We start from the raw sequence: 21,859 nt of genomic DNA on the forward strand, positions 1-21,859 counted from the left end.
GATCGTGCTCACTCCTTGGTCTGCACCTTCGATTCCGCCTGCTCGATCTGCTGCAGGCGCTTGTCGTAGGCCTGGCATTCGTCGCCCAGTTGGTCGGCGGTGCGCTTGGCCTGCATCTCGCGGATTTCCTCGTTGATCTCTTTGGCGCGCTGCGGGTCGCTGCGCGCCAGCTGGTTGACGCGCTCGGCCAGCTGTTCGGCCTTGGCCGTGACCTCATCCGGGGTGCAGGTGGCGTAGGCGCCCGGGCTGGCGAGCAGCGCGACGGCGAGTGGAACGATCAGATGGCGCATGGCGGTTCTCCTCGGTTCGGCGTTCTGCAACGGTGGATCGCCACGTACACGCTTTAGTTCAGCGCCTGGCGCGCGGCGAACCCTCGTCGCGCCGACTAGTCCCAACTGCAGACGCCTCGTTTTCCGCGGGGCGATGACCAGCCACGGGAGACGAGCCATGAGCTACAACTGGGACCTGCTGCTGCGCCTGCTGCACGAAGTCCGGCAGTCCGCCAACGACAGCTTCAAGCCGCGCCGCTACGCCGAGGACTACGCCGCCGAGCTGGAGAGCGCCGGGCGACCGCTGCCCAACCTCGACAGCCTGCGCGCCGAGGCGGCGGACTACGAGCGTCTGCTGTTCGAGGGCGGCTTCATCGCCTCGCGGCCCGAGGAGGCTGGTGGCAACGGCGAAAACTTCGTGCTGACCGAACGCGGCTCGCGCCTGCTGGCGATTCTCGAAGGCCGGGAGCCGGGCAGCGATACGCTGCGCCAGCGCCTCAGCGAACAGGGCGAGGGTGCGCTGGTGCCCGAGCTGTTCGACCGTCTGGCCGCCGGCGGCCACTAGCCTCAGCGGCGGTGCCGCAGGCTGTCGGCGGCGAGCTCCAGTGCCTTGCGCATGTCCAGCCGGGCCGAGCGACCGACGTCGCGGTTGTCCAGCTGGTAGTTGCGCTCGGACGGCAGGATCGGTGCGGTCAGGTCGTCCGCTTCGGCGGCCTCGAAGTCCGCGCCGATGGTCATCGCGCTGCGGCGTAACAGCTCGCGCAACTGCTCGGGTTGCAGGCGCGGGTTGATCGACAGCATGGCCGCCACCGCGCCGGCCACCAGCGGCGTGGCGTAGGAGGTGCCGCAATGCACCTCGCCCGGCTCGCCGTCGTACGTCGCGGCGCGAATGCAGGCGGCGGCGGTGATGTCGACGCGCATGTCGACATTGGACGACTGGCGTTTTTCCACCGAGCGCGGGTCCTCGACCGGCAGGCCGCGTCGCTTGCTGAGCTGATGGCCGCCGACCACCAGCAGCTGCTCGGTGATGAACGAGGAGGGCAGGCGGTAATCGTCGTGCCCGGAGCGGGCCGAGCCGTTGCCCGCCGAATTGATGACCACCACGTCAGGATGCTCGTGGCGCAGCCAGAGGAAGAATTCCTCCAGCAGTTCCTCGTACCCGCTCATGGCGATACCCGAGCGCAGCAATGAGTCCACCGGCTCGCCTTCGACGTTCAGCGTGCCGATGCGATGGATGCCCCAGCTCCAGTTGAGAATGCGCGCGCCGTCCTGCACCAGATTCACCGAGGCGGCGATGTTGGCGGTGATGCCGGCGTCGGAGTTGCGCTCGACGATCACCTCGAAGCCGGGGCCGGTTTCATCCAGCGCACTGAGAAAACCGCTGTCGTGCGCCTCGCCACGCGCCGCGAGAATGCCGGCCACGCTGCTGCCGTGGCCGTCGGGCTGGCGGGCGTCACGGGCGTAGAGGCAGGTGCGGCCCGCCGTCGGGTCGCACGGTTGCAGGTAACCGGCGAAGCCCGGCGCATCGAAATCCACGTTGCGCTCGATCACGCCGATGCGGATCGGCTCGCCTTCGCCGGTTGTCGCACGCGGCGGAAGATGCCGGCGATAGAAGTCCACCGCATCGAGGAAACGGTTGGCCGCCCACTCGGGGTTCTGTCGGCGCGCGCGGCCCGGCTCCGCTTCGCCGCTCTCGGCGCCGGATTCCTCGATCACCACGGCATCGACGCCGACCTCGCTGCCCAGGCGCAGCAGCATGGCATCGCGCTCGGTCAGGTTCGTCACCGGCAGGCGCAGCTGGTAGGTGTTGAGCGGCGCGATGGCACCGACGACCTTCGCGCCGTACTTCTCGGCCAGACGTTGCGCGGTGGCGAGCCCGTCCTGATCTTCCTCGATGATCAGGCTCGCCAGATCGACGTAGGTGGTCAGCCCGTCCATGTTTTCGGCGACTTCCTTGTCGCTGGCGGCGAGCACCTGGCTGCGCCCGCGCGACAGCCACACCGGATTGCTCCGTTGACCCTCACGTTCCAGCCATAGCGGCGCGCTGGGCTGCCCGGCCGGCAGGGTCAGGCGCAGGCGCGCACCATCGCGTTCGAGCTGATCGGCGGGTATCGGCTGGCCGCCGAGCAGCACCCGCACATCCTCGTCGAGCGGGTCACTGGCCTGCAGGCACCAGCTCGATGGTCCTTTGGCAAGCAGATCGCCGCAGCGCTGCAACTGGGTGATGCGCAGCTCCGGCTGCGCGGCGGGCAGCGTCGCGCTGGCGCAGAGGCCGAGCAGGCCGAGGCAGAGGCCGCGGAGGCGGGACGCGGACCGCATGTTCACCGGCGCTGCAGGTAGTGCACGCTGAACAGCTCGCGCGGGTCGGTCCACTGCGCGCGGCAGTCGAAGCCGGCGCCATCGGCCAGCGCGGCGAAGGAGTGCAGCGTGTATTTGTAGGAGTTTTCCGTATGCAGGCTTTCGCCGGCGTCGAAATGGAAGCACCGGCCCTCGACGGTCACATCCTGCGCCTGGCGGCTGACCAGATGCATCTCGATGCGCGACTCGGCCTCGTTGAAGAAGGCGTGGTGGGCGAAGCGCGACGGGTCGATATCGCTGTCCAGCTCATTGCCGATGCGCTGCAGCAGATTCAGATTGAAGGCAGCGGTGACTTGCGCGCGGTCGTTGTAGGCCGCTTCCAGCACCGCGCGCGGCTTGACCAGATCGACGCCGATGAGCAGTCCGCCGCCGACCGGCAGCACTTCGTGCAGGTGGCGCAGCAAGGCCGCGGCTTCCTCCGGGGTGAAGTTGCCGATGCTCGAGCCGGGAAAGAACACCAGCGGATGCTCGCTGGCAAAGTCCTCGGGTAGCGCCAGTTCGTGGGAGAAATCGGTGCAGGCGGCGTGCACCTCCAGCCACGGGTAATCGGCGGCGAGGCGCTGAGTGCTGCTGCGCAGGAAGTCCTCGCTGATGTCGATGCCCAGATAGCTGGCAGGGTGCAGCGCTTCGAGCAGCAGGCGCACCTTGCGGCTGGCGCCGCTGCCCAGCTCGATCAGATCGCTGCGTGGCCCGGCGATCTCGCGGATATCGCCCGCCGCGTCGGCCAGGATGCGCTCCTCGGTACGGGTGAGGTAGTACTCCGGCTGTTGGCAGATCTGCTCGAACAGCTCGGAGCCGCGTCGATCGTAGAAGAACTTGGGCGACACCCGTTTCGGCGTGGCGGCGAACCCGCGCAGGGTTTCCTCGCGAAGCGAGGCCGCATGCGGTTGTTGCAGTCGATCATGGAAATGAATGGCCAGCGCCATCTTCAGAGCCCCCTGGCCAGGCGCAGCCCGGCGAACTGCCAGCGCATCGCCGGCTGGAAGAAATTGCGGTAGGTGATCCGCAGGTGCGATTGCGGCGTCGCGCAGCAGCCGCCACGCAACACCATCTGGCCGGACATGAACTTGCCGTTGTACTCGCCGAGGCTGCCGGGCAGCGGGCGAAAACCCGGATAGGGCAGGTAGGCGCTGGCAGTCCATTCCCAGACGTCGCCGAACAGCTGCTGCGGGCCGTCGTGTGTGCTGGGCGCGGCGATCGGCTGCAGGTAGTCGCTCTCCAGAAAGTTGCCCGTCAGCGGCTGGTCGGCTGCGGCCACTTCCCATTCCGCCTCGCTCGGCAGTCGGGCGCCGGCCCAGCGGGCATAGGCGTCGGCCTCGTAATAGCTGACATGGCAGACCGGCGCGTGCGCGTCCAGCGTGCGCAGTCCGCCGAGGGTCATCTCCAGCCAGGCGTCGTCGGCACGCAGCCAGTACAGCGGCGCGTGCCAGCCGGCCTGCTGGATCAGGTCCCAGCCATCGGATAGCCACAGCTCCGGGCGCGCATAGCCGCCGTCGGTGATGAATGCCAGGTATTCGGTATTGCTCACCGGCCGCTCGGCGAGCTGGAAGTCCTCGACGAACTGGCGATGCCGTGGCGTTTCGCAATCGAAGGCGAAGCCGCCGCCGGCGTGGCCGATGTACTGCACGCCGCCGGCATGCTCGTGCCAGCGCGGCCGTTGCGGCGTGGCGCTGGGTGGCGGTTGCAGGTCGTCGCGATAGACCGGGTGCAGCGGGTTCTGCGCGAGGATGTGCTTGATGTCCATCAGCAGCAGCTCCTGGTGCTGCTGCTCATGCTGCAGGCCGAGTTCGACGCGCCGGGCGATCTCGCCGGCCTGTGCAGGCGGCAGGGCAATCAGCAGCTCCCCCATCGCCTGGTCGACATGCCGGCGGTAGCGGTAGATCTCATCGACCCCCGGGCGCGACAGCACGCCGCGCGAGGCGCGCGGAAACGGCGTGCCGTGGGTCTGGTAGTAGGAGTTGAACAGGTAGTCGTAGGCGTCGTTCAGGCGCCGATAGCCGGGCAGGTAGGGCAGCAGCAGGAAGGTCTCGAAGAACCAGCTGACATGCGCCAGATGCCATTTCGGCGGGCTGACGGCAGGCATGCTCTGGATCACGTAATCCTCGACCTGCAGCGGCGCGCAGAGCGCCTCGCTGGTGGCGCGCACCTGCCGGTAGCGGTCGAGCAGACCGCCTGGCTGCGACGCTGCCGGATGCGCCCGCGCCTGTCCTGCCAGATTGATCATGAGCGTTCCCCCTGCCGTTCGTGCGGTCGCGGCCGCCTCCAGATAGCGACTCGAAGCGCAGCGCAAAAGTTCGCGCGCAGGCCGCCCCGTTTGAGAAAAGCAGCAGATCGCCCGTTGCGAAAGCCGGGGCGCTCAGTAGTTCGGCGTGGTTTCCGGGATCGCGCTGTCATCGGTGATGAAGGGCATCGTCCACGGCTCCAAGGTGCAGCCCTTGGCGAGCAGCTCCTGGCGGGTCTGCTCGATCACCTGGGCCATGCGTAGCGGATCGGCGTAGTCGCGCACCTGCGCCACGCGCGCCAGCTCCGCGCCGCTGCCACTCATCACGGTGAAGCCGAAACTGTCGTCAGCGGGGTTGGCGCTGGTCACACAGCCGCAGGGCAGGAAGGCTTCGGCGGCCAGTTGCATGGCGTTGTCGAGGCTGAGCGGGGTGGTGGTCATGACGGGCTCCGTGGCGTGGCGATGTCAGAAGGTTGACCGCCATATCGCGATGCCGTTTCCGCGCCGCCGACCGGCTGTCGCTTGTGCCGCATCCTGCGCGGCAGCATATTCGAGCGCATGAACACCTCGCGCACCGATCTTCTGAGCCTTTTCCATCCCGCTGTGGCGGGCTGGTTCGCCCGCAACTTTCCGGCACCGACGCCGGCCCAGGCCGCGGCCTGGCCGTTGATCCGCGCGGGACGCTCGACGCTGGTGGCCGCGCCGACCGGCTCGGGCAAGACGCTGACCGCATTTCTCGCTGCCATCGACGCACTGGTGCGCCAGGGACTGGCCGAGGGCGGGCTGGTCGACGGCACGCAGGTGCTCTACGTCTCGCCGCTCAAGGCGCTGTCCAACGACATCCATATCAACCTGGAGCAACCGCTGGCCGGCATCGGCGCCGAGCTGGAGCGCCTCGGCCTGCCGCCGGTGGCCATTCGCACCGCTGTGCGCACCGGCGACACGCCGCAGGCCGAGCGCAACGCGATGCGCAAGCGGGTGCCGCACATTCTGGTCACCACCCCGGAATCGCTCTACGTGCTGCTCGGTTCGGAGTCCGGGCGGCAGATGCTGCGCGATGTGCGCAGCGTGATCGTCGACGAGATCCACGCCATCGCCGGCAACAAGCGCGGCAGCCACCTGGCGTTGTCGCTGGAGCGCCTGGAGGCGCTCTGCGAACGGCCGCTGGTGCGCGTCGGGCTATCGGCGACGCAGAAGCCGATCGAGGCGGTGGCACGCTTTCTGGCCGGCACCGGACGGCCGTGCGAAATCGTCGATATCGGCCACGGCCGCGCGCGCGATCTTGCGCTGGAAGTGCCGCCGGTACCGCTGGAAGCGGTGATGAGCAACGACGCCTGGACGCTGGTCTACGACCGTCTTGCGGCGCTGGCCGGCGAGCATCGCACCACGCTGGTGTTCGTCAACACGCGGCGCATGGCCGAGCGCACCACGCGGCATCTGGCCGAGCGGCTGGGCAGCGGCGTGGTGGCCGCGCACCACGGCAGTCTGGCGCGCGAGCAGCGGCTGACGGCCGAGCAAAAGCTCAAGCGCGGCGAACTGCGGGTGCTGGTCGCTACCGCCTCGCTGGAGCTGGGCATCGACATAGGCGACGTGGAACTGGTCTGCCAGCTCGGCTCGCCGCGTTCGATCGCCGCCTTTCTGCAGCGCGTCGGCCGCGCCGGGCATCAGGTCGCGGGGATCTCCAAGGGGCGGCTGTTTCCCAGCTCTCGCGATGACCTGATCGAATGTGCCGCGCTGCTCGATGCGGTGCGCCGTGGCGAGCTGGACGTGCTGCGCATTCCGCAGGCGCCGCTGGATGTGCTGGCCCAGCAGATCGTCGCCGAGGTGGCCTGTCGCGAATGGCCGGAGGCGACGCTGCTGGCGCTGATCCGCCGCGCCATGCCCTACGCCGCGCTGGACGAGGCCAGTTACCAGGCATTGCTGACGATGCTCGCCGAGGGCTACACGACCCGCCACGGCGCCCGCGGCGCCTATCTGCATCGCGACCTGGCGACGCGCAGCCTGCGCGCCCGTCGCGGCGGCCGGCTAATCGCGCTGACCTCCGGCGGCACCATCGCCGACAACGCCGACTACGCGGTGCTGCTTGAACCCCAGGGCCTGAACATCGGCACGGTGAACGAGGACTTCGCCGTGGAGAGCCTGGCCGGTGATGTGTTCCAGCTGGGCAATACCTCCTATCGCATCCTCAAGATCGAGCCGGGGCGGGTGCGCGTCGAGGACGCCCAGGGCACACCGCCGAACATCCCGTTCTGGCTCGGCGAGGCGCCGGGCCGCAGCGACGAGCTGTCCTTTGCCGTGGCGCGCCTGCGCGAGGAGATCGACCAGCGCCTGGCCGCGGCCGAGCAGGCCGGCGATGCGCGCCTGGAGCCGGCCATCGCCTGGCTGCTGGATGTGCTCGGTCTCACCGAGCCGGCGGCGCGGCAGATCGTCGAGTACCTGGCCCGCGCGCGCTCGGCGCTGGGCGCGCTGCCGACCCAGCGGCGGCTGATCATGGAGCGTTTCTTCGACGAATCCGGCGGCACCCAGCTGGTCATTCATTCGCCCTACGGCAGCCGTATCAACCGTGCCTGGGGACTGGCGCTGCGCAAGCGCTTCTGCCGCACCTTCAACTTCGAGCTGCAGGCGGCGGCGACCGAGGATGCGATCATCCTGTCGCTGTCGACCAGCCACAGCTTTGCGCTGGATGAGGTCTGGCGTTACCTGCATTCGGCCAGCGCCGAGCAGGTGCTGATCCAGGCGCTGCTCGACGCGCCGCTGTTCGGCGTGCGCTGGCGCTGGATCGCCACCACCGCGCTGGCGCTGCCGCGTATGGCAGGCGGGCGCAAGGTGGCGCCGCAGCTGCAGCGGATGAAAAGCGAAGACCTGCTGGCCACGGTGTTTCCCGATCAGGTGGCCTGCCTGGAGAACATCGTCGGCGAGCGCGAGATTCCCGAGCACCCGCTGGTGCGCCAGACCCTCGACGACTGCCTGCACGAGGCGATGGACAGCGAAGGCTGGCTGGCCTTGCTGCGGCGCATGGAAAGCGGCGAGGTGGAGCTGCTGGCGCGCGACCTGCCGGCGCCCTCGCCGCTGGCGATGGAGGTGCTTGGCGCGCGTCCCTACGCCTTTCTCGATGACGCCCCGCTGGAGGAGCGCCGCACCCAGGCGGTGCTCGCTCGGCGCTGGAGCGACCCGCAATCGGCCTATGACCTCGGCGCGTTGGACCCGCTGGCGATTGCCGCCGTCAGCGAGGAAGCCTGGCCCGAGGCGCGCTCGGCCGACGAGATGCACGAGGCGCTGATGGCGCTGGGCTGCATCGCCGAAACCGAGGCCGCCACGCAGTCGCAATGGCCCGACTGGCTCGCCGAGCTGGCGCGCGGCGGCCGGGCGACGCGCCTGCAGGTCGCCCATGATCGCGCGCTATGGGTGGCGCTGGAGCGGCTGGCATGGCTGCGCGCGATCTACCCGCAGGCGCCGTGCGAGCCCGAGCTGCAGCCACCGATTGGCTACGACTGCGAGCTGGCGGAAGAGGATGCGCTGGTGGAGCTGCTCCGTGCGCGGCTGAGCGGCTTCGGCCCGCTGCCGGTGCCGTTGATCGCCCGGCCGCTGGCCTTGCCGGCCTCGGTCGTGGCGCAGGCGCTGACCCGTCTGGAGGCCCAGGGCTATGTGTTACGCGGCCGCTTCACCCCGGGAGCGAGCGAGGACGAGTGGTGCGAGCGGCACCTGCTGGCACGCATCCATCGCTACACGATCAAGCGTCTGCGACGCGAGATCGAGCCGGTGGAGCGCGCCGAATTCATGCGTTTTCTCGCCGACTGGCAGCACCTGTCCGCCGCGTCGCGCATGCAGGGGCGCGAGGCGCTGGACCTCTTGGTCGAACAGCTCGAAGGCTTCCAGGCGGCTGCGAGCGCGTGGGAGAGCGATCTGCTGCCGGCGCGCCTGCAGGACTATGGCGGCCACTGGCTGGACGAGCTGTGCCGTTCGGGGCGCATCGTCTGGACGCGGCTGGCCGGGCGCCTGAAGGCCGGCGGCGGGCCGGTGCGCGGCACGCCCATCGTGCTGCTGCCGCGGCGCCAGCTCGCGGTCTGGCAGGCGCTGGCCAGCGGCGCGCCGGTGGCCCAGCTGTCGTCGCGGGCACAGCGGGTGCTCGATTGTCTGCAGGCGCACGGTGCGCTGTTCTTCGACGAGCTGCAGCACGAGGCACACCTGCTGCGCAGCGAGCTGGAGGATGCGCTCGGCGAACTGGTGGCGGCGGGGCAGGTGAACGCCGACAGCTTCGCCGGCCTGCGTGCGCTGCTGACGCCAGCGAGCAAGCGTGCGCGCACCACGCGCCGCAGCCGCGGCGGCGCGTTCATCGGTGGCATGGCTGACGCCGGTCGTTGGGCGCTGGTGCGCAGGCCAGTGGCAGCCGAGGCGCTATCGGCCAGCCGATCCGCTGTCGATGGCGAGGCACTAGAGCATATCGCCCGGGTGCTGCTGCGCCGCTACGGCGTGGTGTTCTGGCGACTGCTGGCGCGCGAGGCGGACTGGCTGCCGCCCTGGCGTGAGCTGTTGCGGGTGTATCACCGGCTGGAAGCGCGTGGCGAGATTCGCGGTGGGCGCTTCGTTGCGGGCGTGGCCGGCGAGCAGTTCGCGTTGCCGGACGCGCTCGGGCTGCTGCGGGAGGTGCGCAAGCGCCCACCCTCCGGCGAGCTGCTGGCGGTATCGGCGGTCGATCCGTTGAACCAGCTGGGCACGCTGCTGCCTGGCAACAAGGTGCCGGCGTTGTCGGGCAACCGCATTCTCTACCGCGACGGCGTGCCGCTGGCGGCGCTGGTGGCAGGCAAGCCGCAGTGGCTGGTCGAGCTGCAGGCGCCGGAGCAGGAGCTGGTCAGGCGCGCGCTGGCGCGGCGCTAGCCGGTAAGCATTCCAGGCCGGCGAGGTCCTGGCGCATCTGCTGCAAGCGCTGGACAAGGTGCTCGCGCTGGCGCGCGTCGGCCATGCCGTGCAGATCGGCCAGCAGGACCAGGGCGGCGCGTTCGGCGTGCTGCAATGCGGCACGGTCGGCGTCACCGAGCAGCGCTTCGCGATCCTGCAGCAGTCGTGCGATGCGCGCTGCGAAATCGGCCTGATCGCGCTGGCGCACAGTGTCGAGCAGCTCGCGCTGCCATTGTTCGCGGTTGTTCAGCCAGCGTGCGTTCTGCTCGCCCAGGCTGTGCGACCAGGCCAGCACGCGCTGGCGTTGCGCCGCATCGAGCGGGCCGAGCCAGTGTTCGAGGCGTTCGCCCATGCGCTCGGCACGTTCGCGAATCTGCTGGGGCAACGGCGGCGCCAGGTATTGTTCGCGATGTTCGCGTTGATCCGCTTCCAGCGCCTGCGCCAGTTCACGCACCTGCGCGTCGTCCAGGGCGCGCAGAAGTTCGGTGGCGGTGGGGGTGATCTCTACCGCGATGGCCTGGATCGCCTGGCGGATGTCCCGGTAGTACGGCTGCAGCTGGTCACCGTCCAGCCTGCGGTGGGTGCTGTCGTGTTGCAGGCGCTGCAGGTCGTCGAGCAGGTCCGGTAGCTGGCTGCGGCAATGCCAGGCCAGATGCGTCCTGATCCGCTCGCGAAGCCGGTCCTGCTGTGCGCGGTTCAGGTCGAGGTAGTCGTTGAGCGACCACGGCACCAGCACGTCGAGGTTGCGATAGACCAGCGTCGCGCGGCTGCAGCCGGCCAGCACAACGCTGCAGAACAGTAGCGACAACAGTACCCGGCAGGTGCAGTGCATCGTCGGTCCTCGTCTGTTCATCATCCGCGCGCGCCTGGGCCGGGGTTTCGTCGGGCGACAGGTGAGAACCCGCCGCGCACGCGGTCACTTCTAGCGTAGGCCGCGCCCCGGCGCGGTGCGATTCATTCAATCAACGCGGGAGAAATATCATGACCGTGCGCGCACAGATCAAGCACCTGAGCGGTGAGGATGTTCCCAAGGCCTGGCGCCCGACCTGGGCAGTGTGCTGGGTCGTGGAGCTGGATGGCGCGGTGATCGGCGGGCCTTACGCCAGCGAAGCGCAGGCCCGTGCGGTGGCCGACGGCGACGAGGAGCCGCGTCTGTCGCAGACGCCGGCACCCTGACCGGCGTTCAGCGCGGCTGTTGCGCCTGCTCCAGGCAGTACTGCGGGCAGGGCGCGCGGTACTCGGCGGCTGGCGGCGGCGGTTCGACCAGTTGCGACACCAGCGCCAGGGCCTTCTCGAAGGACGGGTAGCCGCTCTGGGCGACGTCGAGCTGCCCATAGGCTTCGCGGTAGGCGTCCGCCTTGGCGATGTCGCGCTCCTCGATCAGATAGGGCTCCATGTAAATCTTGTAGAGCAGGGCAACCGCGTGCGGATGGCCCTTGTCCTTGGCCTTCTCCAGCAGGTGCAGCACCTCGGACGGCTCCGGACCGAGGCGGATCATCAACAACGCCTGGTAGAACTCGGTTTCACCGCGCCGATCCTGCGGCGCGCTGCGGTCGAGCAGTGCATCGGCCAGCTCGTAGCCTTCCTCGTCTCCAGACGCGATCAGGATCTTCGCCTGCAGCAGATCGTTCTGGTACAGCAGGCGTTCCGCCCGGCAGCGGCTGTCGCTCCAGGGCTGGTCGCACGATTGTGAAGCGCAGCCGCCGAGCAACATCAGCAGCGCAATCGCCAGCGCATGTCTCATTGTGAACTCGCTCTCCTTTTGAGGTTCGCCAGTATGGGCCGTGCGCACCGCGCTTCGCCAGAGTCGTTTGCGCTCAGTAGGTGGTGCAGGGGGCGTTCATCCGCTGCAGTCCATAGCGGCGCAACAGGCCCTGCCAGCGGGCGCTGTGCGGCAGATCGGTGATCAGCTGCTGGATGAACTGGGTCGCGGCCGGGTTGAGGCTGGAGGTGATGAGGATGTGGCGCTGGAAGGTGTAGAGCGGTACGTCCGACACGTGCAGACGTGCTGGCGGTATTTCGGTGGTTTCGTAGAAGTAGCGCGCCGAGCGCGGCAGCAGTGCAACGTCGATGCGCCCGGAGAGCAGCTTGTGCAGGTTCTGCAGATCCGAATGCACGTCCTCGCGACGAATCCGGCCCTTGTCGATGTCGTCCTGCAGGGTCTGGTAGTAGTGTCCGAGCACGCCGCCGAGGCGTTGTCCATATAGCGATGCGGGGCCTTCGTAATCGAAGGGATGGCTCGCTGGCGAAACGAAGTCCTGGGTGTCGCAGAGCAATGGGGACGTCCATCGCGCGCGGGCCACCAGCTTGGGCGGGAAGAATGTTGGCGTTGCCCACAGCAGCACACCGGGACGGTTTTCGGCGAGCCGCGCATCGAGCCGTCGGCGTGGCAGTTGGCTCAGCGCGAAGAAATAGCGGGCGTGGTTGGAGGGATGCTCGTTGAGCAACTCTACCAGTGCTTCCGAGAGGCCCGTGCTCTGCTCATTGGCGAACGGCGGTGACGTGTGATAGGTCCAGACCTCGATCCGCTCGGTCGCCTGGGCGTTCAAAGAACAGAAAATCAGCAGCGCAAGCAGTCTGAACATCGATGATCCGCCGGAGGGAAGCGAATCCGCCGCGACGGATTCGGTGGCAATGCTGTCGTCGGACAGCGCTCCGCTTGGACTGGTTCAGCCGGCGGATGCTGCAAGCGAGCGTACGGGTTGCCAGCGCTTCTGGTAAAGCCAGCCGCCGAACGGTGGGCTCAGAAGCGCTCGTGTTCGCCGAGAAAGCGCCACTGGCCCAGCGGCAGCTTGGCCATCGACAGCCGGCCGATGCGAATGCGCTTGTAGCCGAGCACGCGCAGGCCGATGGCTTCGCAGAGCATGCGCAACTCGCCGGGTTGCGGTTGTTTGACGGCCACGCGCAGGTGGGTTTCGTTCTGCCAGCTGGCCTTGGCTTTGGGCAGAATCCGGCCGCGATGGCCGATGCCTTTGCCGAGCAGTGCCAGGCCGTCCGCTTCCGGTTCGCCGCTGACCTCGACGATGAATTCCTGCTCCAGCTTGCTGCGCGCATCGCTCAGCAGACGGATCACTTCGCGTTGCTGGCTGAACACCAGCAGTCCGCTGGCTTCGTCCTCGAGCGGCAGCAGCACGTTCTGGCGCAGCAGGTGGCGTTGCAGCGGGGCGGTGGTGCTCGGGTCCTCGGCCCAGTGGCCGACGGCCGAGAGCAATTGCAGGGCGGCCGCGGCATCGGTCGGCACGGACGCGCCGGCCGGCTTGTGCAGCAGCAGTGTGACCGGTGCAATCTCGTTTGCGGTGGCGCCCGGCAACAGGGTCAGTCGCTGCGCTGGCTGGACCTTGAAGAACGGCGCCTGCACCACCTGGTCGTCCACCGTCACCCAGCCGCCCTCGATATACAGCTCGGCTTCGCGCCGGGAGCAGCCGAGCTGGTCGGCGAGGCGTTTGGACAGGCGTACGGGGTCGGTCATGATGGGCTCGGAAGGGGGTAAAAAAACGCGGCGAGCCGTTGCGCGGATGGCAGGGCTCGCCGAGGGGCGTTTCAGCGGGAGGAGCCGATCACTTCTTGCTGATGGTGATCTGACGCGACGGCCCTTGGGTCTGGCCGCTGACTCCGTTGGGAATCTGCTGGATTTCACCGCCGGCCTTGAGGAAGGCGGCCATCTGGTCGGCCAGGGACTGGCTGGTTTCGAAAGCGGGTTCGGGCTTGCGCTTGGCAGCGGCTTTGGTGGCCATGATCACTTTTCCGTATATCAGTCGAACCGGGCATTATACAGATTCTGTTGACTTTTGTTGGATTTTCCGCTGAGCAGTCGGGCGCAGGGGCAGGGTGCGCGCCCGCTGGCTTTGTTCTTTACTGAGGCGGTCGTCGGCTCGAACTGTGGAGAAACTCATGTCGCATCCCCTCATTGCCGTTGTGTTCGTCGCCCTGTTTGCTTCGGCCCCGGTTATCGCCGCCGAGCCGCAACGGTACCGCAGCGAACTCGGTCAGCTGCGGCTGGAGGAGGTGGCGGCGGGGCTGGAAAACCCCTGGGCACTGGCGTTCCTGCCCGATGGTGAGCACCTGCTGGTGACCGAACGGCCCGGCCGGTTGCGCCTGGTGGGGCTGGACGGCTCGCGCTCGGCGCCGCTGGCTGGCGTGCCGGAGGTGTTCGCCAGTGGCCAGGGGGGATTGCTCGATGTGGCGCTGTCGCCGACGTTCCTGAGTGACCGGCTGGTGTATCTCAGCTATGCGGAGACTGGCGAAAACGGCCGGGCCGGCACCGCGGTCGGGCGCGGGCGATTGAGTGAAGATCGCACGCGGCTGGAGGATTTCCAGGTGATCTTTCGTCAGCAGCCCAAGCTGTCGACGGGCGTGCACTTCGGTTCGCGGCTGGTGTTCGATCGCAACGGCTATCTGTTCATCGCGCTCGGCGAGAACAACCAGCGGCCCACCGCGCAGGAGCTGGACAAGCTGCAGGGCAAGCTGGTGCGCCTTTATCCCGATGGCCGCGTGCCAGAGGACAACCCCTTCGTCGAGCGCAAGGGCGCGCGGCCGGAGATCTGGTCCTACGGCCACCGCAACCAGCAGGGCGCAGCGCTCAACCCCTGGACCGGGCAACTCTGGACCCACGAGCACGGCCCTCGCGGCGGCGACGAGATCAACATCCCCCGGCCGGGGAAAAACTACGGCTGGCCGCTGGCCACGCACGGCATCAACTACAGCCTGCTACCGATCCCCGAAGCGAAGGGCACGACCGTGGAAGGCACCGAGCCGCCGCTGTACGTCTGGAAGAAATCCCCCGCCATCAGTGGCATGGCCTTCTACGATGCCGAGCGCTTCCCGGCCTGGAAACACAACCTGTTCATCGGCGCACTGTCGGCGCAGGCACTGATCCGCCTGCAGCTCGACGGCGACCGTATCGTCCACGAGGAGCGCTTGCTGGAATCCATGGGCGAACGTATCCGCGACGTTCGTCTCGGGCCGGATGGCTATCTGTATCTGCTGACCGACGACAGCGATGGCCGGCTGCTGCGGCTGGGGCTGGAAGGGAAGTGAATTACCTGCCGTCCAGGGAGCGATTGCGCCACATGTCGGTCCACTGACCAGGGGCCGCCATGGCGGCCGCGTGCGCAATGCACTGGACAGGAGGCAGCGGTGGCGGTCGTTATCAGCGGTGTGTTCGGCATTCTTCTTGGGCTGGTACTCCTCGTCGGCGGGATATGGGTGTTCGATCTCGGTGGCACCTGGTACTTCGCCGCAGTCGGCGCGGGATTTCTGCTGGTGGGCATTTTGCTGCTCAAGCGCCAGCGCGCGGCGCTCTGGCTGTATGCGCTGTTGATGCTTGCGGCACTCGGTTGGGCGCTTTACGAGGTCGGGCTGGACTGGTGGCAGCTGGCGCCACGCGGCAGCCTCATCGCGCCGTTCGGCCTGTGGTTGCTGATGCCCTGGATCGTTCAGCGCCTGAGCTGGCAGCACTTCGGCCTGCGCGCCTGGGGCGGCGCGGCGCTGCCGCTGCTGCTGGCCGTCGTGCTCTGGGGCGCGACGGCGGTACTGGCGCTCGGGCGCGACGCGAATGACGTCAAGGGCATGCTGCCGCCGCCGCTGGCCGAGGCGACGGCACCCGGAGAGGGTGAGGAACCTGACGGCGACTGGCACGCCTATGGCCGCACCCAGCTGGGGCAGCGTTATTCGCCGCTGGCGCAGATCACGCCGCAGAACGTCGAGCGGCTCGAGCCGGTCTGGCACTACCACACCGGTGACCTGCGCCGGCCCTCCGACCCCGACGAGACCACCTACGAAGTCACGCCGCTGAAGATCGACGACGCGCTCTACCTCTGCACGCCGCACAACTTCGTCATCGCGCTCGACGCCGAAACCGGTGAGGAGCGCTGGCGTTTCGATCCGCAGGTGAGCGACTCCAGCAATCGCCAGCATCTGACGTGCCGGGGCCTGTCCTATCACGTCGAGCGGCAGGCGCCGGCCGGGCAACAATGCCGCCAGCGGCTGTTCATGCCGACTGCCGATGCCCGTCTGCTGGCGCTGGATGCGAAGACCGGCAAGCTCTGTCCCGGGTTCGGTGAGGGCGGACAGGTAAACCTCTGGGCCAACATGCCCAACGTCAAGGAAGGCTTCTATTACTCCACCTCGCCGCCGGTGGTGGCGCGTGGGCTGGTCATCATCGGCGGGGCGGTGAACGATAACGTGCGCCGCCACGAGCCGTCCGGGGTGATCCGCGCCTACGATGTGCGCAGCGGCGAGCTGCGCTGGAACTTCGACCCCGGCAACCCGGAGCGGACCGAGCCCATCGCCCCCGGCCAGACGTACAGCCAGAGCACACCGAACAGCTGGAGCATCTCCAGCGCGGACGAGGCGCTGGGGCTGGTTTACGTGCCGTTCGGCAATCAGGTGCCCGATCAGTGGGGCGGGCGGCGCGGCGAGAACAGCGAGCGCTTTTCTTCCTCGGTGGTGGCGCTGGAGATCGAGACCGGGCGCCTGCGCTGGGTGTTCCAGACGGTACACCACGACCTCTGGGACATGGACGTACCGGCGCAGCCGAGCCTGGTCGACATCCAGACCGATGCAGGCCCGGTGCCGGCGCTGGTGGCCCCGACCAAGCAGGGCGATATCTATGTACTGGACCGTCGCAGCGGCGAGCCGATCCTGCCGGTGCGCGAGGAGCCGGCCCCGCAGGGCGCGGCCGAAGGCGACTGGAGCGCACCGACGCAGCCGGTGTCGGCACTGTCCTACCAGCCGCCGAAGCTGACCGGCAAGGACCTCTGGGGTGCGACACTGATCGACCAGATGCTCTGCCACATCCAGTTCCATTCGCTGCGCTACGAGGGCCGCTACACGCCGCCTTCGACCCAGGGCACGCTGGTCTATCCGGGCAATTTCGGCGTGTTCAACTGGGGCGGGGTGGCGGTCGATCCGGTCCGCCAGATGGTCTTCAGCGCGCCCGCCTACCTGGCGTTCACCTCGACGCTGGTGCCGCGTGAAGACGACAGCAGCACGCTGGTGTCCGACAAGCCGCCTTACCTCAACGAGAATTTCGGCTCGCCCTTCGCCGTCGAGCTCAAGCCGTTCGTCTCGCCGCTCGGCCTGCCTTGCACCGCGCCGCCGTGGGGGTACGTCGCCGGCGCGGACCTGCGCACCGGCAAGACCCACTGGCTGCGCACCAATGGCACCGTACGCGACCGCGCGCCGCTGCCATTGCCGTTCAAGATGGGCGTGCCGAGCCTCGGCGGGCCGATGCTGACCGCCGGCGGCGTGGCCTTTCTCAGCGGCACGCTGGACTATTACCTGCGCGCCTACGACAGCACCTCCGGGCGCGAACTGTGGAAAGCCCGCCTACCGGCCGGTGGACAGGCGACGCCGATGACCTACCGCAGCCCCTCGGGACGGCAGATGGTGGTGGTGGTCGCCGGCGGCCACGGCTCGCTGGGAACCGAGGCCGGGGATTCGGTGATCGCCTACGCATTGCCGCGCTAACCGCGCGGCGCTGCTAGAATCGCTGCCTTTGTACAGACAGGGCAGGACCATGGCCGCTATCGGGCGCTACAACAGCATGCAGGTCGTCAAGCACACCGGTTTCGGCCTCTACCTCGACGGCGGCGCGGACGGCGAAATCCTCCTGCCCAAGCGCTACATCCCGAAGAACACGCCGACCGAGGTGGACGACTGGCTCAACGTGTTCGTCTACCTCGACAGCGAGGACAAGCTGATCGCCACCACCGGCAAGCCCAAGGTGCAGGTCGGTGAGTTCGCCAGCCTCAAGGTGGTGGAGATCAACCGCGTCGGCCTGTTCCTCGATTGGGGCCTGCCGAAGGACCTGCTGCTGCCGCATTCGGAGGAGAAGCGCCCGTTGCAGGTCGGTGATTACTGCGTGGTTTATGTCTACGTGGACAAACGTACGCGCCGCATCACCGCCACCGCACGGCTCGACCGCTACCTGGACCGGACGCCGCCGGACTACGCCATCGGCGAAGCGGTGGATCTGCTCGTGGTCGAGGCCACCGAGCTGGGCTTCAAAGCCATCATCAACGGTCAGCACTGGGGGCTGATCCACAAGAACGAAGCGTTCAAGTTCCTGCGCCCGGGTATGCACGAGCGCGGTTTCATCAAGGAACTGCGCGCCGACGGCAAGATCAGCCTGAGTCTGCAGCCGGTGGGCAGCGAGGCGCTCGACGCGCTGCAGGCGCTGATTCTGCAGAAGCTGGAAGAGGGGCAGGGCGTGCTGGCGCTGAGCGACAAGAGTGAGGCCGAAGAGATCGCGCGCCAGTTCGGCGTCAGTAAAGGCAACTTCAAGAAGGCCATCGGCGGCCTGTACAAGCAGGGGCGCATCGTCATCCATCTGGATCGCATCGAGCGCGCCTGAGCGCCGCACGCTAGATATCAAGGCGCGCCTGCCGTCCGCTGTCGGCATCCCGCCGCAGGGGTTCTCCCGCGTCTTGTGCGTAACTCAGCTCGCCATCAACCAGCCGCGCCGGCGCCGTGAACGGGTGTGCGATCAGATGCTGCTCGTCCTGGATGTGCAGCACCTCGATACCGCGCACCTTCAGCACATCGGAAACCAGCGAGCGGTGGCAGCGCCACCACAACACCTCGGCGCACATCATCGCGGTGCGCCGCTCGCTGGCTAACGCCAGCAGGTGCTCCAGGCCACGGGCAAACTCTGCGCTGGCCAGATGATCGGCATAGCCACGAAACGAAGCGTTGCGCCACGCCTGGTTGACCGAATCGGCCGCGGCGCGACGGCGGCCGCCCAGTTCCGGCAACCATTCATAGGCGATGCCGCGGTCAGCGAGCGCCTCGCGCAGGGCGTCCGAGCCGAACTGGGGCAAGCGACGCGAACCGGGATGACGGCGCACGTCGGCGATCCCTTCAATGCGGTAGTGCTCGAGCAGGGCGATGAACTGCTCGAGCGGGCGCGTCGAATGTCCGATGGTCCAGGCCGTGGCCGGCATGTTCATGCCCTCATCAGTCCAGCTTGGTGAGCGCGCCGGGTTTGTGCATGGCGATGTGATCGGTCTTATCGCTCTTGATCTCGTACTGCGGCTCCTCCGGGCTGGCGCGCCGGGTATGACCTTTGTACTGCGTATCGGCCGTATGGACCTTGATGATGGTACCGCTGACCCGCCCCGCTTCGGAATTCCAGCTGACGTGATCGCCCACCTTGAATCGATTCATGGCCTTGCTCCGTGGTGACCTCGGTTCTGTTGGGACAGCGCCTGCCAATGGAAGATTCGCAGCGGTTTTCTCGCCCAGATAAATCGCCGTTTGTCGGAAAAGATTGGACTTTGAATTGAAACAAACTTTACCGCCAATTCAAAAAAATGACGCCTCTAAACGGTTAAATGCGTTCTAACGAGCCGGTAATTAATCCCTTAGATTGCTGGCAAGTTGCTATTTAGCAGTGGCGAATTAATAGCAAATCTCAAGCTACGTCGATATTTTGGCGACTGCAAATGGTCGTTTGGATTTCCATTATTTTTTGGAACCTATTATAAAGCCGCCACGCAACGATTAATTCGGATTGTTCAGGGGTGGAACAGCGGGTTTTCCGATTGCTGACTGGTTCATTCAGTTGTGACAAAGCGGCTTCCCGACAAGCAGTGCCACCCACGACTCAATTGACCTCCCGCACTTTTTTAAAGGCCGCGAAAGCGCCTTTAGACGTATTAAGTTTCGGAGAGAAAGATGTCTATCAACGTTTTTGCCGGCTCCCGTAAGGCGCTCGTAGCTTCCATTGCCCTGGCCGCCGTACTGGGCAGCGTTGCCGCTTCCTCTACCGTGTTCGCCGCCGATGCGCTCAGCGCTGCGTCGACCACCGTGACCCTCAGCGCGAAGATCAACGGCTTCACCAATACCGATTGGCTCAATGGCGTCTGGCGTGCCGCGCCGGCCCTGTCGATTCCGGCCTCCACTGCCAACAATGCCGCGTTCAAGGTCGGCGCCAGCGTGCGTCTGGCGGATGGGCAAGTGCGCAAGGTGACCAAGGTCTATGTGGTGGGCAGCAACCTCAGCGTGTTCCTCGATGGCGCGGTTCTGGACGGCAACAAGGTGGGGGCGCCGAATGTGCTGAGCGCAGTGACCATCGCGACCGCGACCACCAGTCCGACCACCAGCAGCGGGTCCTCGACCACCGTTTCAAGCGGTATCGCTTATGCGTCCGGTATCAACAACTTCACCAATACCGATTGGCTCAACGGTGTGTGGCGCAAGTCCGCCGGTTTCTCCATCCCGGCAACTAGTGCGAGCAAGAGCGCATTCATTGTTGGTGCTACGGTAAAACTGGCCGATGGCCAGCTGCGCAAGGTCAAAACTGTGCAGGTTGTCGGTTCCAACATGAGCGTCTTTCTCGATGGAGCGGCAGTAAACGGCAGCGCGGTTGGCTATCCGAACAAACTGACCGCTGTTTCCGGAAATAGCACCGAAACGGCAATTACCGCACCGACTCAAACCACACTCGCCACCAGCGGCCTCAACAACTTCACCAACACCGACTGGCTCAACGGGGTATGGCGCAAGTCGCCCGGTTTCTCCATTGCTGCCACGGCTGCCAACCAGGCTGCGTTCAAGTTGGGCAATTCGGTGAAACTGGCCGACGGTCAGGTACGCAAGATCACTGCCGCCTATATTTCCGGCAGCAACATGAGCGTCTATCTGGATGGCGCGGTTCTGGACGGCAACGCGGTGGGCTATCCGAAGACCATTTCCGCCATCAGCGGCACCAGTACTTCCGGCACTGTCACCAGCCCGACGCCCTCGGCGCCCGTCGTGAGCGCACCGGCTGAATCCACTGCGCCTGCCGACACCACCAATGGCCAGCCGCGCCTGGTCGGCGTCAACCTGTCCGGCGCCGGCTTCGGCCCGTCGGTGGTGCCGGGTGTGCACGGCACCAACTACACCTATCCGGCAGAGTCGTACTACAAGAAGTACGCCGATCTGGGCATGAAGCTGGTGCGCCTGCCGTTCCTCTGGGAGCGCATCCAGCCCAAGCTGAACACTCCGCTCAATGCCACCGAGCTGGCGCGTCTGAAGCAGTCGCTGGACTTCGCGCACAAGCACGGCGTGAAGGTCATCCTCGATCTGCACAACTACTACCGCTACTTCGGCAAGCTGATCGGCTCCAGCGAAGTACCCATCAGTTCGTTCGCCGGCGTGTGGAAGCAGATTGTTCAAGAGGTCGTCAGCCACCCGGCCGTCGAGGGTTACGGCCTGATGAACGAGCCGTACTCCACCAACGGACTGTGGCCGCAGGCCGCACTGGCCGCTGCCAAGGCGATCCGCACCCTGGACAGCCAGCGCTGGATCTACGTGGCAGGTGATCGTTGGTCGAGCGCCTACCACTGGCCGCACTACAACACCCAGCTGATCAACGATCCGTGGATGCGCGATCGCAAGAACAACCTGGTGTTCGAGGCGCACATGTATGTGGACAAGGACTTCTCCGGCAACTACTTCGACAAGGCCGAAGTATTCGACCCGATGATCGGCGTGAATCGCGTCAAGCCCTTCGTCGAGTGGCTGAAGAGCAACAACCTGCGTGGCTACATCGGCGAGCACGGTGTGCCGGACTTCTCGCCCTCGGCCATCGTCGCCACCGACAACCTGCTGGCTTACCTGCGGCAGAACTGCATCCCCAGCACCTACTGGGCGGCAGGTCCCTGGTGGGGTGAGTACGCGCTCTCGCTGGACGTGACCAGTGGCAAGGCGCGTCCGCAACTGCCGGTGCTGCAGAAGCACGCCAAGACCGCCAACAGCTGCAGCAGCATCGGCCCGCTGTAAGCCGACTCCGCAGCGCAAACAGGAACGGGCCTCAGGGCCCGTTTTTGCGTTTCTGGCGGACGCGCCGCATGCAGTTCGTCGGGGCGCGTTGCGCTGAAAATGACTGGCTGGTCATGCGGCGAGCTGAACTCTGCCGTTTCGCTTGGCCTGCCGCCCAATCGCCGCAGGCCGCGGTTGGCGCCGCTTTGGCGCGCTGGGCGGGTGATCCGCGCAGGGATTGCCGAGCAGACGGGCGCTTTGCCTCGCGCCGATCGCCCTCGTCAGCCCCCGGACCGCTGGGCCAGAACCACGGAACTCGAAAAATGGGGTCCGGTCACCTTCTATGTGCACGCCGTGAACCGCGCGG

General features: G+C 66.9%; 19 protein-coding genes. 7 read left to right on the top strand and 12 right to left on the bottom strand.

What is annotated here, in order from left to right:
- Nucleotides 1-8 precede the first annotated feature (8 nt).
- Complete coding sequence (locus HU825_RS11915) at nt 9-290, bottom strand: hypothetical protein (RefSeq protein WP_043296672.1); 282 nt, start codon at nt 288-290, stop codon at nt 9-11.
- A gap of 157 nt (nt 291-447) precedes the next feature.
- On the opposite strand from HU825_RS11915, the gene HU825_RS11920 reads away from it, so the two are divergent.
- Entirely contained in the window at nt 448-834 is a 387-nt protein-coding gene (locus tag HU825_RS11920; protein ID WP_234302093.1) for a transcriptional regulator, read from the top strand.
- A gap of 2 nt (nt 835-836) precedes the next feature.
- Here the strand turns inward: HU825_RS11920 and HU825_RS11925 are convergent, their stop codons facing one another.
- The 4 genes from HU825_RS11925 to HU825_RS11940 all read right to left on the bottom strand — a co-directional run bounded on the left by HU825_RS11925 (nt 837) and on the right by HU825_RS11940 (nt 5,289).
- Nucleotides 837-2,588, bottom strand: coding sequence for a S8/S53 family peptidase (locus HU825_RS11925; RefSeq protein WP_234302094.1), 1,752 nt, complete (start codon nt 2,586-2,588; stop codon nt 837-839).
- A 2-nt stretch (nt 2,589-2,590) separates the two neighbouring features.
- The gene (gene egtD / locus HU825_RS11930; RefSeq protein WP_054095221.1) at nt 2,591-3,553 is read right to left on the bottom strand and encodes an L-histidine N(alpha)-methyltransferase; all 963 of its coding nucleotides are present in this window, start codon (nt 3,551-3,553) and stop codon (nt 2,591-2,593) included.
- Between the two features lie 2 nt (nt 3,554-3,555).
- The gene (gene egtB, locus HU825_RS11935) at nt 3,556-4,851 is read right to left on the bottom strand and encodes an ergothioneine biosynthesis protein EgtB (protein ID WP_234302095.1); all 1,296 of its coding nucleotides are present in this window, start codon (nt 4,849-4,851) and stop codon (nt 3,556-3,558) included.
- 132 nt (nt 4,852-4,983) lie between these two features.
- A complete protein-coding gene (locus HU825_RS11940; RefSeq protein ID WP_003289481.1) occupies nt 4,984-5,289 on the bottom strand; it encodes a hypothetical protein in 306 nt (101 codons plus the stop codon).
- Between the two features lie 117 nt (nt 5,290-5,406).
- On the opposite strand from HU825_RS11940, the gene HU825_RS11945 reads away from it, so the two are divergent.
- Nucleotides 5,407-9,723 carry a DEAD/DEAH box helicase gene (locus HU825_RS11945; RefSeq protein WP_234302096.1) on the top strand — a complete coding sequence of 1,439 codons (4,317 nt, stop codon included), beginning with the start codon at nt 5,407-5,409 and terminating at the stop codon, nt 9,721-9,723.
- Here HU825_RS11945 and HU825_RS11950 read toward each other — a convergent pair.
- Nucleotides 9,698-10,576, bottom strand: coding sequence for a DUF6279 family lipoprotein (locus HU825_RS11950; RefSeq protein WP_234302097.1), 879 nt, complete (start codon nt 10,574-10,576; stop codon nt 9,698-9,700). The genes HU825_RS11945 and HU825_RS11950 overlap by 26 nt on opposite strands.
- 155 nt (nt 10,577-10,731) lie before the next feature.
- Here HU825_RS11950 and HU825_RS11955 point away from each other — a divergent pair, with 155 nt between their 5' ends.
- On the top strand, nt 10,732-10,920 hold the full coding sequence (locus HU825_RS11955) for a hypothetical protein (RefSeq protein WP_037020703.1): 189 nt from the start codon (nt 10,732-10,734) through the stop codon (nt 10,918-10,920).
- Nucleotides 10,921-10,927: 7 nt separating this feature from the next.
- Here HU825_RS11955 and HU825_RS11960 read toward each other — a convergent pair whose 3' ends face one another.
- The 4 genes from HU825_RS11960 to HU825_RS11975 all read right to left on the bottom strand — a co-directional run bounded on the left by HU825_RS11960 (nt 10,928) and on the right by HU825_RS11975 (nt 13,478).
- Nucleotides 10,928-11,488: a hypothetical protein gene (locus tag HU825_RS11960; protein WP_234302098.1), complete on the bottom strand. Its 561-nt coding sequence runs from the start codon at nt 11,486-11,488 to the stop codon at nt 10,928-10,930.
- A gap of 73 nt (nt 11,489-11,561) precedes the next feature.
- A complete protein-coding gene (locus HU825_RS11965; RefSeq protein WP_156716496.1) occupies nt 11,562-12,329 on the bottom strand; it encodes a type 2 periplasmic-binding domain-containing protein in 768 nt (255 codons plus the stop codon).
- A 158-nt stretch (nt 12,330-12,487) separates the two neighbouring features.
- Nucleotides 12,488-13,213: an RNA pseudouridine synthase gene (locus HU825_RS11970; RefSeq protein ID WP_077683912.1), complete on the bottom strand. Its 726-nt coding sequence runs from the start codon at nt 13,211-13,213 to the stop codon at nt 12,488-12,490.
- Between the two features lie 88 nt (nt 13,214-13,301).
- Nucleotides 13,302-13,478 (bottom strand): hypothetical protein, encoded by a 177-nt coding sequence (locus HU825_RS11975; RefSeq protein WP_008570070.1) that lies wholly within the window; start codon nt 13,476-13,478, stop codon nt 13,302-13,304.
- Nucleotides 13,479-13,635: 157 nt separating this feature from the next.
- Here HU825_RS11975 and HU825_RS11980 point away from each other — a divergent pair, with 157 nt between their 5' ends.
- The 3 genes from HU825_RS11980 to HU825_RS11990 all read left to right on the top strand — a co-directional run bounded on the left by HU825_RS11980 (nt 13,636) and on the right by HU825_RS11990 (nt 18,100).
- Nucleotides 13,636-14,781 carry a PQQ-dependent sugar dehydrogenase gene (locus HU825_RS11980; protein ID WP_234302099.1) on the top strand — a complete coding sequence of 382 codons (1,146 nt, stop codon included), beginning with the start codon at nt 13,636-13,638 and terminating at the stop codon, nt 14,779-14,781.
- 99 nt (nt 14,782-14,880) lie between these two features.
- On the top strand, nt 14,881-17,214 hold the full coding sequence (locus HU825_RS11985; protein WP_234302100.1) for a membrane-bound PQQ-dependent dehydrogenase, glucose/quinate/shikimate family: 2,334 nt from the start codon (nt 14,881-14,883) through the stop codon (nt 17,212-17,214).
- A gap of 49 nt (nt 17,215-17,263) precedes the next feature.
- Nucleotides 17,264-18,100: a CvfB family protein gene (locus HU825_RS11990; protein ID WP_234302101.1), complete on the top strand. Its 837-nt coding sequence runs from the start codon at nt 17,264-17,266 to the stop codon at nt 18,098-18,100.
- Between the two features lie 10 nt (nt 18,101-18,110).
- Here HU825_RS11990 and HU825_RS11995 read toward each other — a convergent pair whose 3' ends face one another.
- Both HU825_RS11995 and HU825_RS12000 read right to left on the bottom strand, forming a co-directional pair.
- Complete coding sequence (locus tag HU825_RS11995; protein WP_234302102.1) at nt 18,111-18,695, bottom strand: DUF488 domain-containing protein; 585 nt, start codon at nt 18,693-18,695, stop codon at nt 18,111-18,113.
- 7 nt (nt 18,696-18,702) lie between these two features.
- Entirely contained in the window at nt 18,703-18,912 is a 210-nt protein-coding gene (locus tag HU825_RS12000; protein ID WP_008570065.1) for a hypervirulence associated TUDOR domain-containing protein, read from the bottom strand.
- A gap of 510 nt (nt 18,913-19,422) precedes the next feature.
- Between HU825_RS12000 and HU825_RS12005 the strand changes: the two genes are divergently transcribed.
- Nucleotides 19,423-21,513, top strand: coding sequence for a glycoside hydrolase family 5 protein (locus HU825_RS12005; protein ID WP_234302103.1), 2,091 nt, complete (start codon nt 19,423-19,425; stop codon nt 21,511-21,513).
- The last annotated feature ends 346 nt before the right edge of the window (nt 21,514-21,859 follow it).

This window comes from Pseudomonas phenolilytica (assembly GCF_021432765.1).
GTDB lineage: Bacteria > Pseudomonadota > Gammaproteobacteria > Pseudomonadales > Pseudomonadaceae > Stutzerimonas > Stutzerimonas phenolilytica.

Excerpts from the sequence above, each read along its gene's own strand:
- HU825_RS11945 (WP_234302096.1), top strand. The coding sequence starts at position 5,407 with ATGAACACCTCGCGCACCGATCTTCTGAGCCTTTTCCATCCCGCTGTG.
- HU825_RS11920 (WP_234302093.1), top strand. The coding sequence starts at position 448 with ATGAGCTACAACTGGGACCTGCTGCTGCGCCTGCTGCACGAAGTCCGG.
- egtB (WP_234302095.1), bottom strand. The coding sequence starts at position 4,851 with ATGATCAATCTGGCAGGACAGGCGCGGGCGCATCCGGCAGCGTCGCAG.
- HU825_RS11975 (WP_008570070.1), bottom strand. The coding sequence starts at position 13,478 with ATGGCCACCAAAGCCGCTGCCAAGCGCAAGCCCGAACCCGCTTTCGAA.
- HU825_RS11925 (WP_234302094.1), bottom strand. The coding sequence starts at position 2,588 with ATGCGGTCCGCGTCCCGCCTCCGCGGCCTCTGCCTCGGCCTGCTCGGC.
- HU825_RS11950 (WP_234302097.1), bottom strand. The coding sequence starts at position 10,576 with ATGCACTGCACCTGCCGGGTACTGTTGTCGCTACTGTTCTGCAGCGTT.
- HU825_RS11960 (WP_234302098.1), bottom strand. The coding sequence starts at position 11,488 with ATGAGACATGCGCTGGCGATTGCGCTGCTGATGTTGCTCGGCGGCTGC.
- HU825_RS12000 (WP_008570065.1), bottom strand. The coding sequence starts at position 18,912 with ATGAATCGATTCAAGGTGGGCGATCACGTCAGCTGGAATTCCGAAGCG.
- HU825_RS11965 (WP_156716496.1), bottom strand. The coding sequence starts at position 12,329 with ATGTTCAGACTGCTTGCGCTGCTGATTTTCTGTTCTTTGAACGCCCAG.
- egtD (WP_054095221.1), bottom strand. The coding sequence starts at position 3,553 with ATGGCGCTGGCCATTCATTTCCATGATCGACTGCAACAACCGCATGCG.
- HU825_RS11990 (WP_234302101.1), top strand. The coding sequence starts at position 17,264 with ATGGCCGCTATCGGGCGCTACAACAGCATGCAGGTCGTCAAGCACACC.
- HU825_RS11995 (WP_234302102.1), bottom strand. The coding sequence starts at position 18,695 with ATGAACATGCCGGCCACGGCCTGGACCATCGGACATTCGACGCGCCCG.
- HU825_RS12005 (WP_234302103.1), top strand. The coding sequence starts at position 19,423 with ATGTCTATCAACGTTTTTGCCGGCTCCCGTAAGGCGCTCGTAGCTTCC.
- HU825_RS11940 (WP_003289481.1), bottom strand. The coding sequence starts at position 5,289 with ATGACCACCACCCCGCTCAGCCTCGACAACGCCATGCAACTGGCCGCC.
- HU825_RS11970 (WP_077683912.1), bottom strand. The coding sequence starts at position 13,213 with ATGACCGACCCCGTACGCCTGTCCAAACGCCTCGCCGACCAGCTCGGC.
- HU825_RS11915 (WP_043296672.1), bottom strand. The coding sequence starts at position 290 with ATGCGCCATCTGATCGTTCCACTCGCCGTCGCGCTGCTCGCCAGCCCG.
- HU825_RS11980 (WP_234302099.1), top strand. The coding sequence starts at position 13,636 with ATGTCGCATCCCCTCATTGCCGTTGTGTTCGTCGCCCTGTTTGCTTCG.